Origin of the sequence: Pseudomonas fluorescens NCIMB 11764 (assembly GCF_000293885.2) — a bacterium.
In the GTDB taxonomy this organism is placed as follows: domain Bacteria; phylum Pseudomonadota; class Gammaproteobacteria; order Pseudomonadales; family Pseudomonadaceae; genus Aquipseudomonas; species Aquipseudomonas fluorescens_B.
Window position 1 is genome coordinate 1,758,358 of the sequence record NZ_CP010945.1, and the last position, 12,828, is coordinate 1,771,185.

The following is a 12,828-nucleotide window of genomic DNA, read 5'->3' on the forward strand; positions in this document are numbered from 1 at the left end:
AGAATGCGGTTTTTTTCCACCTGCGGGGGTGCGCCTTGCGCGAAATCGTCCTGATAAACATCACGGGAGTCGACCGTCCGGGTCTGACTGCGGCCATTACCGGCGTTCTGGCCCAGGGTGGTGTGAACATTCTCGACATCGGTCAGGCGGTGATCCACGACACCCTGTCGTTCGGCATCCTGGTTGAAATTCCTGACACCGAGCAAGGCAACTCGGTGCTCAAGGACATTCTGTTCACGGCTTACAAACTCGATCAGCAGGTGCGTTTCACGCCGGTGTCCGAAGATGATTACCAGCAGTGGGTCGGCAATCAGGGCAAAAAGCGCCACATCGTGACGCTATTGACCCGCAAAGTGACCGCCGGGCAATTGCAGGCCGTGAGCTCGATCACCGCCAAATATGGCCTGAACATCGACCACATCGATCGTCTGTCCGGGCGCATGCCGCTGGACACGCCGGCTGACAAAGGCAAGGGCTGCATCGAGTTTTCCGTGCGTGGCGAAGCGGCTGATCCGCAAGCGCTGCGGGCCGAGTTCCTCAGCGTCGCCCAGGAATTGAATGTCGATATCGCCTTCCAGGAAGATTCGCTGTTCCGCCGCAACCGTCGTCTGGCGGTGTTCGACATGGACTCCACACTGATCGAAGCCGAAGTCATCGACGAATTGGCCAAGGCCGCTGGCGTCGGCGACCAGGTTTCGGAAATCACCGAGCGGGCGATGGCCGGAGAGCTCGACTTCCGCGCCAGCTTCAAAGAGCGTCTGGCCTTGCTCAAAGGTCTGGACGTCAGCGTGCTGGATTCGATCGGCGCCTCCCTGCGCCTGACCGAAGGTGCCGAAACCCTGTTTGCCGAACTCAAGCGCCTGGGCTACAAGACTGCGATCTTGTCGGGTGGCTTCACTTACTTCGCCAAGCAATTGCAGGCCAAGCTGGGCATCGACTACGTGTTCGCCAACGAGCTGGAAGTGGTTGATGGGAAGGTCACCGGCGTGGCGGTCGAGCCGATCGTCGATGCCCAGCGCAAGGCGGATCTGCTGAAGGAGCTGGCGCACAAGGAAGGTTTGCGTCTGGAGCAGACCATCGCGGTCGGCGACGGTGCCAACGATTTGCCGATGCTGGCGATTGCCGGGCTGGGTGTAGCGTTTCGCGCCAAACCGCTGGTCAAGCAGTCGGCGAAGCAGGCGATTTCCACCCTTGGGCTGGATGGCGTGCTGTACTTGCTGGGCTTTCGGGACCGTGACGGGCAGCTCTGAGTTTTCCATAACTCAGAAAGTGCCTTTGTGGCGAGGGAGCTTGCTCCCGCTGGGCTGCGAAGCGGCCCCAAAAAATGGACTGCTAGGCAGTCCAGGCGGGAGCAAGCTCCCTCGCCACAGTTATCGGATTCACCCTCAAAGCGTTTTCCACAACGAATCAAATTCTTCCTCAATACCGACCACGCCGCTCCCCGCGGCGTTGTCGTTTCTGGTGGCCTCCAGCGAACGATAGGCAAACTGATTGAAGCTGTTGGTGCTCGCCACCCGGCGGTCCAGTCCGGCCCGGCGTTCCTCGCCATTGGTGTTGATCACCACCTTGTTGCCTTCCTGAAAGGGCAGGCGCGGGGCGAGCAAGGTGGCCGGCAGGTCTATCGCGCTGATCGCGGGCAATAGCAAGCCTCGCAGATATTGGCTGTGGTCGTCACGGGTGCGCACCAGTTGCAGGCCGCAAGGCTCGGCGTAGGGCGCGACTTGCTCGATACCCATTTGCGTGCCGCCGCCGCGAACCTGGCGGATCCAGCGCACCACCGCGATGCTCCAGCCCGACCCCGCCGTATCCTCGATGCCCACCATCTCGCCTGCCTGTAACTCGGCCGGCACGTCACCGGGCCAGGCCAGGCAATAACCGCCCGGGCTGTGATTGATCACCGGCAAGGCGTAGGTCGGAAAGTGACGGTTGCGGTCGGAGTCTTTTTGATTGTCGTCGTTCTGAAGTTGCGGGTATTCGATTTCTTCGTAGGGCAGCAACGTGTCGGCGGTGCCTTGCGGCGCTGCGTCGAAGGCGTGGTGCCATTGGTCTTTTTCCCGAAGGGAGGGCGAGGTCGCCGCGAACTGTGCGCGCCCGGCACCGGGATGTTTCAGGATCTCGCTGAACGGACGCTGCCCGCCCAGATAGAAGTGCAGCGCGCTCATGCCCACGCACAAGGTCAAGGTCCCTTGACTGGGCGTGCGCTGGAAACTGCGTTCGACCGCCTGGCCCCAGGCGGCATTCAGGTGTTGCAGCGTATCCAGGCTCAATCCTGCCGGCACGGGCAGTGGCACCGCACTGTCGGTTTTTTGCAAATGGGCATCAATGGCTGTGACCAGCGGCAGCGTATCGAGCCCCAGCAAGCATTCCTGTTGCTCGGGCCGGAATTTCGAACGGTAACGCGGCCCGATGTCGAGCTCCGGTGCGACGCCAAACAGTCCGCCGCTCGCGGATTCCGGTTGCAGCTTGATCAATTTGCTCCACGGCTCCAGCACTTCGGCGAGCCGCGCGATCTGGTTCTGGCGCAGTTGATTGCATCGTGCGGCGCCCAGCAGCAGTGCGACCACGTACGTCTGTTCGATGCTCAGGGTTTGCGTCTGGCTGGCCAGCTCATCGCGCAGGCTCAGGTGCTGGAGCCGATGAGAACAGGCGATCCGATACAGCAGATGCAGTTCCAGCCACACACCTTCCGGCACGGGACAATAGAGCTCGGTGGCGCGGATCAGAGGACCGTTGAGGCAATGGATCGCCCGTTGCAATGCTTGGGCCAGCAGCGGCGCGCGGTCCTTGCTGAGGCGCGGCGAGAGGCGCACGACGATCTGTTTATAGCCAATCGCCAAATGACTTTGCAGCGCCTGGCAAAGGTTGGCGATCTTGCGCGAACGCTCGTCGAGGACAATCGACTGGTACAGGAAGTGCCGCTCCAGGTGTTTGCAAACGTAATACACCTCGGGCCTGAGTAACTCGAGTAATTGCAGACGATTGTCGCTGGGTGTCAGCAGTTGATTCAGTTCGCTCAAGCCTTGATAGAGCTGGCGAGCGGTTTCGCCGATGTTGGCCTTGGGGAGGTCGGCGATCCAGCGCTTGAGGTCGCGCGGGGTGGCTTCGCAGAACGACAGGCGCAACTGTGCAGGGATCGGCGCGCGTAGCAAAAGGTGAGGACTGGTCTCATTCATGCCGTGAACAAACTCCAACCGGGAAAATGGGCAGTGAATGACCTGACTGTAGCAGTTCTGGTCGGCGACCGTTTGTCTGTCAGCCGAGTGAGGTTCGAGTGTGCTACTAATCTGACAGACGTGCGACTGGATACGCACGGTCGTACGGCCTGCTGCCTGTGCCGGGCAGGTCTCTCGTAACTTCAAGGAGATGAAGTTTATGTCTAGATACGTAGTGGCAAATCAATGGGGCGGTAGTTCTGCACCCTGGCATCCGGGCGGAGACTGGACGTTAGGCGCGCGGGACAACCAGAAGGTTGTCGCGATCGAGATCAAGTCGAGCGATGGCGGCAAGAGCTTCACCGGCACCATGACGTACGCGGGTGAAGGTCCCATTGGCTTCAAGGCTCAGCGCACGGGCCAGAACCAGTACAACGTTGAAAACCAGTGGGGCGGTAACGACGCTCCATGGCATCCGGGTGGCAAGTGGGTCATCGGGGGGCGGGACAATCAGAACGTTGTCGCGTTGAGCGTGACCTCCAGTGATGGAGGGAAAAACCTCAGTGGCACCAATACCTACGCCAACGAAGGACCGATCGGTTTTCGTGGACAGATAGAGTAGGGGCACCACCGAAATGTCCGACCCCACGAAGACGTTCGTGGGGTTCGGATCAGGGGATCAGGCTTTTGGCAGGCCCATGCCCTGGCCCATCTGCACCGGCGAACCGGCCGCCAGTTCTTCAGCCCACTGCACTTGATCAGGGCCGAACAGCACTACAGCCGTCGAACCCAGCTTGAAACGACCCAGTTCCGCACCTTTTTCCAGGTGGATCGGCGCACGAGCCGCTTCGTCGTAGCGGAAGGTTTTCAGCTCGCGCTTCGGTGGCGTCACCAGGCCCGCCCAGACGGTTTCGATCGATGCGACGATCATCGCGCCCACCAGCACCACGGCCATCGGCCCGCGCTCGGTGTCGAAAATGCACGCCACACGCTCGTTGCGGGCAAACAATTCCGGAACGTTTTCAGCGGTGGTCTGATTGACCGAGAAAATCCGGCCTGGAATGTAGACCATCTCGCGCAATGTGCCGGCCAGCGGCATGTGCACGCGGTGATAGTCCTTCGGTGACAGGTAAATGGTCGCGAAATCACCGCCCATGAACGGCGCTGCGTTGGCAGCGTCACCGCCCAGCAACTCCAGCACGCTGAAGCTGTGGCCCTTGGCCTGGAACACGCGACCGTGTTCGATCGGACCGAGCTGGCTGACCGCGCCGTCGGCCGGGCTGAGGATCGCGCCCGGGGTTTCGTCCAGCGGACGAGCGCCGTCTTTCAACGCGCGGGTGAAGAACGCGTTGAAGTGCTCGTAGGCGGTCAGGTCTTCGACCAGGGCCTGGGACATGTCCACCTGATAGCGCTTGGCGAACCACGCGGTGAACGCATTCTTGAACCAGCGCACGCGGCATTCGGCGATGCAGCCGGCCAGTCGCGAGAGCAAGTGGTGGGGCAGCAGGTATTGGCTGAGGATAAACAAACGCTTATTCATTAACTGTCCTTAAAAACCTTAAATCTCTACAGGCGTATCGGGATGGTTGCCCCATTCGCCCCAGGAGCCGGCGTAGCCTTTGACCCGCGGATAACCGAGGGACTTGGCCACCAGATAGGTGAAACCAGAACGGTGGTGAGTCTGGCAGTGGGTAATCACTTCTTTGTCTTTGCTGATCCCGAGTTGTTCGAGGATCTGCGGCATGTCGGTACGGATGCGCAGGTTCCGCGCCCGGTCCATGCCCGCGGTCCATTCGAAATTGACCGCGCCGGGAATGTGTCCGGCCTTGGCCGCCAGGACTTTCTCGCCGGAGTACTCCAGCGGCCCGCGCGCGTCCCAGATCGCCAGGTCGGGGGCACCGAGGCGGCTTTGCAGGTACTCGCGGGTGGCGGTGGGTTCATCGTGCAGGGTCAGGGCAACCGGGCCGCCGACCGCGGGAGGGATCTGGATCGACATGGGCAAGCCTTCTGCCAGCCACGCCGTAAGGCCGCCATCGACATAGTGGTACTTGCTGTGGCCGATGACGTCCAGCAGCCAGATAAAACGCCCGGCCCAACCGCCGCCTTCGTCGTCATACACGACGTAGACCGCGTCGGGGTTGTGGCCCAGCTCACCGAACAACGCTTCGAGTGCCGCGTGCGGCGGCATCAAGCCTGGCGCCGGCGGCTGTCCGAGTTGCGTGCGTTTCGGATCGACAAAACGCGCACCGGGAATATGCCCTTCGGCATAGCGGGCACTGCTGGTCAGGTCCACCAGAATCAGTTCGCGGGCGTCGAGACGGGCGAGCAAGTCGCTCGGCTCGATCACCAGCGGCAAGCCAGAGAAGTCAGACATGTGAGGTCTCCAGGGCATAAAGGGGAGGATTGTAGCGGGTCATTGGCCGCGATGGCTAAAGCTGTGCAGGGCTTTCTCGATGCACTGCGCGGTTTTGCCAAAGGCCTGCACGGTGATTTCCGAGAACGGCCCGCCCCCCTGATCCGCCACGACGATCATGATCACGCGGCCGTTGTTGACCAGCGAGCGCAACAGCAGGTGTTCGCCACCGAACTGCGAACGCAGGCCGGCCGGCAGCAGGGCCGAAAATTGCGCGTTGTTGGCCGGAGACAGGCGCACCTGCGCCTGTTGCGAAAGCAGGCGTTGCAGTACGGTGCTTTGGCTGACCACGAAATTCAGGCCCGCGGCTTCTTTCGGCAACCCGGCGATCTGGTGCACGCGCAGATTGGCGTGCGTGCGGTCGGCCATCAGGATCATCACCCGACGCATGCCGCACGCGACCAGCGCGTCACGGGCCGAGTTGGTCAAGTGCATGGCATTGGTGAAACGACTCGGCTCTACCAGCAGTTCGGCGCATTGTGCGCGCCACTTGGCCAGGTCTTCGGCGGTCGGTGCCGGGGCTGGCAGCAGTCCGGCGTGAACGCGGTTCATGCCCCACGGCCAGAGCAGCGCAACGGCTGGGTGCCAGAGGTCGGGCATGGCGTGTTGACGCGCACTGTTGGCGGCCTGCTGGTGCAATTGTTGCTGCACTTCGTCCATCGGCATTTGCAGGTAAAGGCTGGTCAGGTACTGCCAGCGTTCGCTGTGCGGACTGTCCCAGGCCTGTTGCGCCGACAGCGCCAGACCGTTGGACAGCAACACGGTGTTGGCCGGTTGATTGAGCCAGCGGCGAAGGGTCGGATCGTCATCAAGACGGTTCTGCTGGCGCAATGGATGATCGCTGTCGCGGGCGATGCGCAGGACTTTCACCAGTTCCCGCTGCTCGTTGAGCAACAACTTGTAACCCTGCTGCACCCAGATCGGCAGGTGCCAGATATCCACCAGCGCCTGAGCGATTTCCAGCAGGCGAACGCCGAACAATTGTTTCTCGACGTTGCGGGCCGACTCGCCTTTATGGATGACCCGCAGTTCCCATTCTTCAAGCAGCTGCGGATGGGTCAACGCCATGGGCCACAGCGGCGAAAGAAACAGCAGGCTGCCCCAGTGGATGTCCTGCCACAGCCGCGCCAGGCGAGCGGCGAAAAAACCGTTGGCCTGTTGCGTCGCGTGCTGACTGATCATCTGCAACTGACGCAGGGCCACGGGGATTTGCGACTCAGGTTCCGCGGGCAACCGGGCGAGCAGTTCTTCGGTGCGCTTCAAACCGAGGCGATTGATCGCCACCTCGAGGTTTTCCGCCGGCTCGGTCATGCTGCCGTGGGTGTGCCGGTTGGCTTCGCGGATCACGCTCAAGGCCAGGGCGGGGCTGTCCTGCATCAACTCGGCGATATCGCGCAGGGAACTGCGATCGTCGCGGATGGCTTTGCAGACACGGTCGTGACTGGCCTGCGGAACCGGCAGGCGCACACCGTCAAGAAGCTTGACCCAGCCTTCGAGTGTGGTGGGTTTTGGAGTTGGGACGTTCGTTTCGTTAGCCATGTCTGGACGCGACCATCGTCTGCATTACCTATGCCTGGAGCGGGCCAAATTGGCTTTTCGCCTGAACTGGCTATAGTCTGGCGCAGTTTTGCCGATAAGTAGAAGAAGAGATTTTTTAACTTCCGAATATGACCTTGAACCCGACTCAGTAAGTGCTCTCCTACCTATGGCTAAAATAATCGGCATCATCGTCGTATTCGCGAGCGTGCTCGGCGGATACGTGCTCTCCCACGGCAAGATTGCAGCCCTGATTCAACCCTTCGAGGTGTTGATCATCGGTGGTGCGGCCCTTGGCGCATTCCTCCAGGCCAACCCCGGTTACATGACCCTGCACGTGCTCAAGAAGTCCTTGAGCATGTTCGGGTCGCGGTTCAATCACGGCTACTACCTTGAAGTGTTGGGCCTGATCTACGAGATCCTCAACAAGAGCCGCCGCGAAGGCATGATGGCCATCGAAGGCGACATCGAAGATGCCGCTGCGAGTCCCATCTTCGCCAAGTACCCGTCGGTGCTCAAGGACGAGCGCATGACCGCGTTCATCTGCGATTACCTGCGCATCATGTCCTCCGGCAACATGGCTCCCCATGAGCTGGAAGGCCTGTTCGACATGGAACTCTACAATCTCAAGGAAGACCTGGAGCACCCCTCCCACGCGGTGAACGGCATCGCCGACGCCATGCCCGGTTTCGGTATCGTTGCGGCGGTATTGGGTATCGTGGTGACCATGGCGTCCCTGGGCGAAGGCGACCAGAAATCCATCGGTCTGCACGTCGGTGCGGCACTGGTCGGTACGTTCTTCGGTATTTTGGCCGCCTACGGTTTCTTCGGTCCGCTGGCCCATTCCCTGGCCCACGATGCCAAGGAAGAACTGAACGTCTACGAAGCCATCAAGGCTTCGCTGGTGGCTTCGGCTTCCGGCATGCCGCCATCGCTGGCGGTAGAGTTCGGGCGCAAGGTTCTGTACCCGGCGCACCGTCCTAGCTTCGCTGAGCTGGAACAAGCGGTTCGCGGTCGCTAAGCCATGGAAAACAATCAGCCGATAATCATCAAGCGCGTCAAGCGCATCGCCGGCGGGCATCACGGGGGCGCCTGGAAAATCGCCTTCGCCGACTTCGCGACGGCGATGATGGCGTTCTTCCTGGTGCTGTGGCTGCTGTCTACCGCAACACCGGAACAGAAGATCGCCATCGCCGGTTACTTCAAGGACCCGGTCGGCTTTTCCGAAAGCGGCACGCCTTACATCATCGACCTGGGCGGCACGCCGACCCTGGCGCCGGAAAACACCCTCAACCCTGAGGTGAAGTCCCAGCCGCAGCCGGACAAGGTGACTGTCGACGCCGAACAGGTCGAAGGCATGGCTGAGATGGTGGAGAAGGAACGCCTCGAACTGTTGCTGCAAGAATTGCAGAACAAGGTCGAAGAGAACCCGCAGCTGAAGAAATTCAAGGACCAGATCCTGTTCGAGATCACGCCGGACGGTTTGCGCATCCAGATCGTGGACGCCGAAAACCGCCCGATGTTCGACTCGGGTTCAGCGCGTCTCAAGCCTTACTTCGAAGACATCCTGCTGGCCATGGCCGACACCATCAAAGCGGTGCCGAACAAGATCAGCATCAGCGGCCACACCGATGCCAAGCCGTACTCGGGCACTGGTGACTTCGGTAACTGGGAGCTTTCGGCCAACCGGGCCAACGCCGCACGCCGTGCGCTGGTGGCCGGCAGTTATCCGGAACAGCAGATCGCACGAGTGGTCGGTTATGCCTCGTCGGCCTTGTTCGATCGCGAGAACCCGCTCAACCCGGTCAACCGCCGAATCGACATTGTCGTGCTGACCAAGAAAGCCCAGCGTGCCATCGAAGGTTCGCAAGGCGCGGAACCGACGCCAGAGCCGACCCAGGGGCAGGGTGGCCCGGGTGAGGTGCCTGCCACGCCAGCTGATCCGAACGCGTTGCCGGCGGATAAAGAGCCGTTGCCGGCGCATGAGCTTCGTGAGCGGTTGAATCTGTTTGATGATCCCAAGCCAACAGACCCGCCGAAACAATGACGCACAAAAAAGCCGCGAGATGATCGCGGCTTTTTTGTCTCTGCAGGAAGCGGCTTAGTAACTGCTCTCCGGCAAACTCGCGATGATCGAGCGATAGCTGTTCATCCGTTGCTGCTGCACGCGGCCTTCTTCCAATGCCTTGAGCAATGCGCAACCCGGCTCGCGGTCGTGCTTGCAGTCGCGGAAGCGGCAGGTGCCGATCAGGTCGTTGAACTCGATGAAGCCGGCTTCGACGTCGGCGCGGCTGACGTGGCCGAGGCCGAACTCACGAATACCCGGGGAGTCGATCAGCTCTCCGCCACCGGGGAAGTGGAACAACCGCGCGGTGGTGGTGGTGTGAGTGCCCTGGCCGGACAGCTCGGACAACGGGCCGACGCGGGTGTCGACTTCCGGCAGCAGGCTGTTGACCAGCGACGACTTGCCGACGCCGGACTGGCCGACGAACACGCTGATGCGCCCGTCCAGCTGTTCCTGAAGTTGTTCCATGCCATTGCCATGGTGCGCCGACACTTCGAGGACCGGATAACCCAGCGTGCGGTAAACCGCGAGCAAGGCATTCAGCGCCGGGGCGTTCTGCTCGTCGATCAGGTCGAATTTGTTGAGCAGCAGCAGCGGCCGAATCCCGGCATGCTCCGCCGCGACCAGATAGCGGTCGATCAGGTTGGCGTGAGGCTCGGGCAGTGGCGCGAAGACGATGACGATCATGTCGACGTTAGCGGCTACGGGCTTGAGCTGGCCACGGCTGTCCGGACGGCAGAGTTCGGTCTTGCGCGGCAGTTGCGCCACGATCACACCGATGCCCTGGTTGCCGGCACGCCAGACCACCTGATCGCCGGTCACCAGCGCCGGCAGGTTGGCACGCAAGTGGCAGCGGAACACCTGTCCGGCCAAATCGCCATCGAGGGCTTCGACTTCGACCTGCACACCGAAGTGCGCGATCACCAGGCCGGTCTGTTCCGGACCCAGGTCGCCACCTTCGAGTGCCTCGACAGCCGAGGACTCGCGTTTGGCGGCGCGTGCAGCGCGTTCGCCCTGAATCTTTTCGATGCGCCAGTTTTGACGACGATTGAGTTGGCGTTTGGCCATGGGTGTTCCGTATCAAGAATGCAGCGATTAGGTAAAACGGCCGCGAGTTTAGCACGCCCGGCCACCGGCCTAGGCTAAACTGCGCAGCATTGCCTAGGAGCCGACACATGCAAAACCCGCAGAATCTGATCTGGATCGACCTGGAAATGACCGGTCTGAACCCTGATACCGACGTCATCATCGAGATGGCCACCATCGTCACCGACAGCGATCTGAACACCTTGGCCGAAGGGCCGGTGATCGCGATCCATCACAGTGATGAAATCCTCGCCGGCATGGACGAGTGGAACACCCGTCAGCACGGCGGTTCGGGCCTGACCCAGCGCGTGCGCGACAGCCGCATCAGCATGGCCGAAGCGGAAGCCGAGACCATTGCCTTCCTGGAGAAGTGGGTGCCGAAGGGTAAGTCGCCGATCTGTGGCAACAGCATTTGCCAGGACCGTCGCTTCCTTTATACCCACATGAAATCCCTGGAAAGCTATTTCCACTACCGCAACCTCGACGTCTCGACCCTGAAAGAACTGGCCGCTCGCTGGGCGCCGGACGTGCGCGACAGCTTCAAGAAAGGCAGCACCCACCTGGCGTTGGACGACATCCGCGAATCCATCGCCGAGTTGCAGCATTACCGCAAGCATTTCATCAAGTTCTGATTGGCGGCGGAGGGCTTTTGTGGCGAGGGGGCTTGCTCCCGCTCGGCTGCGAAGCAGTCGCAACCCAGTCGATGCGGTACATCTGAAAGAGCAAGGTGTCTGGTTTTGGGGCCGCGTCGCGGCCCAGCGGGAGCAAGTGTCCTCGCCACAGGTACTCAGTGTCTGTTCTTGCCCTCTTTTGGTGCCGGGACTAAATGGCTAGACTGCGCGCCTTCCTGCAAGGACCGCCACCATGTTGCTGATGCTTTACCTGATCGCCATTACCGCCGAAGCCATGACCGGTGCCCTGTCTGCCGGTCGTCGGGGCATGGACTGGTTCGGCGTGGTGCTGATCGCCTGCATCACGGCGTTGGGCGGTGGTTCGGTGCGTGACGTGCTGCTCGGCCATTACCCGCTGACGTGGGTGAAACACCCGGAATACCTGGTGCTGACATCGATTGCAGCCATGTTCACGGTCTTCGCTGCGCGCTGGATGCGTCACTTGCGCTCACTGTTTCTGGTGCTCGACGCCGTGGGCCTGGTGGCGTTCACCCTGATCGGTTGCATGACTGCCCTGGAAATGGGCCACGGCATGCTGGTGGCCTCGGTCAGCGGCGTGATCACCGGGGTATTCGGCGGCATCCTGCGCGACATCTTCTGTAACGACATCCCGCTGATCTTCCGTCGCGAACTCTACGCCAGCGTGTCGTTCGCGGCGGCGTGGTGCTACATGCTGTGCCTGTATTTGAACGTGCCGGGAGAACAGGCAATTCTGATCACCCTGTTCGGCGGCTTCCTGCTGAGGTTGTTGGCGATTCGTTTCCACTGGGAAATGCCGAAATTCGTTTATAACGACGAAGCCTGACGTTCGGCGTGTTGCTTCAACGCCCATTCCACATGCTCGCGAACCAGTTCCGACGGATACTCGCGCCGCGCCTTCAACGCTTCCAGCACCGGAATGCTCGACGGCGCATTCCCCAGGCCCACCGCCAGATTCCGCAACCAGCGCTCATAACCGGCACGCCGTAACGGCGAGCCTTCAGTGCTGCTGAGGAACTTGTCTTCGTCCCACATAAACAGCTCCGCCAGTTCGGCGTTGTCCAGATTGTGCCGTGGCTTGAAGTCGCTTTCGCCGGACGGGCGAGCGAAGCGGTTCCACGGGCAGACGATCTGGCAGTCGTCGCAGCCGAAGACCCGATTGCCGATCAATGGCCGCAAGTCTTCGGGGATCGCGCTTTTCAGTTCGATGGTCAGGTAGGAAATGCAGCGACGGGCATCCAGCACATAAGGGCCGACAAAGGCGTTGGTCGGGCAGATGTCGAGGCACGCGGTGCAGCGGCCGCAATGTTCGGTGCTGTGGGGCGGGTCGACGGGCAGCGGCAAGTCGACAAACAGCTCACTGAGGAAGAAATAACTGCCGGCCTTGCGATTCAAGACCAGGGTATTTTTGCCGATCCATCCAAGGCCCGCCTGTTCCGCTATGGCTTTTTCCAGCACCGGCGCACTGTCGACAAACGCGCGGTAGCCGAACGGGCCGATGACCGCCTGAATCTTTTCTGCCAGTTGTTGCACACGTTTACGGATCAATTTGTGGTAATCGCGGCCCAAGGCATAACGCGACACGTAGGCTTTTTCCGGTTGGGCGAGGCGTTTGGCCATTTCAGTATCACCCGGCAGGTAATCCATGCGCAGGGACACCACCCGAAGCGTACCGGGCACGAGCTCTTCCGGGTGTGAGCGTTTAGTGCCGTGGGCACCCATGTAGTCCATTTCGCCGTGGTAGCCGGCCGCAAGCCAGCGCTCCAGGTGCTGTTCATGCTCGGCCAGGTCCAGGCCGCTGATGCCGACTTGCTGAAAGCCCAGCTCGCGGCCCCAGTCCTTGATGGATTGGGCGAGGGCGGGCAGGTCTGTGGTAATAGCAGGCATGAGGCGAGAGAAACCGGAGCTGAGGTGCGTATAATTCTG

12 protein-coding genes are annotated in these 12,828 nt (G+C 61.1%); 6 read left to right on the forward strand and 6 right to left on the reverse strand.

What is annotated here, in order from left to right; genetic code table 11:
• The first annotated feature begins 35 nt into the window (after positions 1 to 35).
• Entirely contained in the window at positions 36 to 1,250 is a 1,215-nt protein-coding gene (serB, locus tag B723_RS08040) for a phosphoserine phosphatase SerB (RefSeq protein WP_017336238.1), read from the forward strand.
• 135 nt (positions 1,251 to 1,385) lie between these two features.
• Here the strand turns inward: serB and B723_RS08045 are convergent, their stop codons facing one another.
• Positions 1,386 to 3,173, reverse strand: coding sequence for a hypothetical protein (locus B723_RS08045; RefSeq protein WP_017336239.1), 1,788 nt, complete (start codon positions 3,171 to 3,173; stop codon positions 1,386 to 1,388).
• A 199-nt stretch (positions 3,174 to 3,372) separates the two neighbouring features.
• Between B723_RS08045 and B723_RS08050 the strand changes: the two genes are divergently transcribed.
• Entirely contained in the window at positions 3,373 to 3,774 is a 402-nt protein-coding gene (locus tag B723_RS08050) for a lectin OAA family protein (protein WP_031318316.1), read from the forward strand.
• Between the two features lie 57 nt (positions 3,775 to 3,831).
• On the opposite strand, the gene asd is transcribed toward B723_RS08050, so the two are convergent.
• From asd to B723_RS08065, 3 genes are read right to left on the reverse strand one after another with little or no spacing between them, the layout of a single operon-like run.
• Positions 3,832 to 4,692, reverse strand: a complete 861-nt coding sequence (gene asd, locus B723_RS08055) for an archaetidylserine decarboxylase (protein ID WP_008040415.1) — start codon at positions 4,690 to 4,692, stop codon at positions 3,832 to 3,834.
• Between the two features lie 18 nt (positions 4,693 to 4,710).
• Positions 4,711 to 5,526, reverse strand: a complete 816-nt coding sequence (locus tag B723_RS08060) for a rhodanese-like domain-containing protein (protein WP_017336241.1) — start codon at positions 5,524 to 5,526, stop codon at positions 4,711 to 4,713.
• Positions 5,527 to 5,565: 39 nt separating this feature from the next.
• Positions 5,566 to 7,104 (reverse strand): HDOD domain-containing protein, encoded by a 1,539-nt coding sequence (locus B723_RS08065; protein WP_017336242.1) that lies wholly within the window; start codon positions 7,102 to 7,104, stop codon positions 5,566 to 5,568.
• 166 nt (positions 7,105 to 7,270) lie between these two features.
• Here B723_RS08065 and motA point away from each other — a divergent pair, with 166 nt between their 5' ends.
• Entirely contained in the window at positions 7,271 to 8,122 is an 852-nt protein-coding gene (gene motA, locus B723_RS08070; protein ID WP_017336243.1) for a flagellar motor stator protein MotA, read from the forward strand.
• A 3-nt stretch (positions 8,123 to 8,125) separates the two neighbouring features.
• The gene (gene motB, locus B723_RS08075; protein ID WP_017336244.1) at positions 8,126 to 9,148 is read left to right on the forward strand and encodes a flagellar motor protein MotB; all 1,023 of its coding nucleotides are present in this window, start codon (positions 8,126 to 8,128) and stop codon (positions 9,146 to 9,148) included.
• 54 nt (positions 9,149 to 9,202) lie between these two features.
• On the opposite strand, the gene rsgA is transcribed toward motB, so the two are convergent.
• The gene (rsgA, locus tag B723_RS08080) at positions 9,203 to 10,234 is read right to left on the reverse strand and encodes a small ribosomal subunit biogenesis GTPase RsgA (protein WP_017336245.1); all 1,032 of its coding nucleotides are present in this window, start codon (positions 10,232 to 10,234) and stop codon (positions 9,203 to 9,205) included.
• 107 nt (positions 10,235 to 10,341) lie between these two features.
• On the opposite strand from rsgA, the gene orn reads away from it, so the two are divergent.
• Both orn and B723_RS08090 read left to right on the forward strand, forming a co-directional pair.
• Entirely contained in the window at positions 10,342 to 10,884 is a 543-nt protein-coding gene (gene orn, locus B723_RS08085) for an oligoribonuclease (protein ID WP_007995036.1), read from the forward strand.
• Positions 10,885 to 11,116: 232 nt separating this feature from the next.
• Entirely contained in the window at positions 11,117 to 11,728 is a 612-nt protein-coding gene (locus B723_RS08090) for a trimeric intracellular cation channel family protein (RefSeq protein ID WP_017336246.1), read from the forward strand.
• On the opposite strand, the gene queG is transcribed toward B723_RS08090, so the two are convergent.
• Positions 11,710 to 12,789, reverse strand: coding sequence for a tRNA epoxyqueuosine(34) reductase QueG (gene queG / locus B723_RS08095; protein WP_017336247.1), 1,080 nt, complete (start codon positions 12,787 to 12,789; stop codon positions 11,710 to 11,712). The two genes, B723_RS08090 and queG, sit on opposite strands and share 19 nt — an antisense overlap.
• Positions 12,790 to 12,828 lie beyond the last annotated feature (39 nt).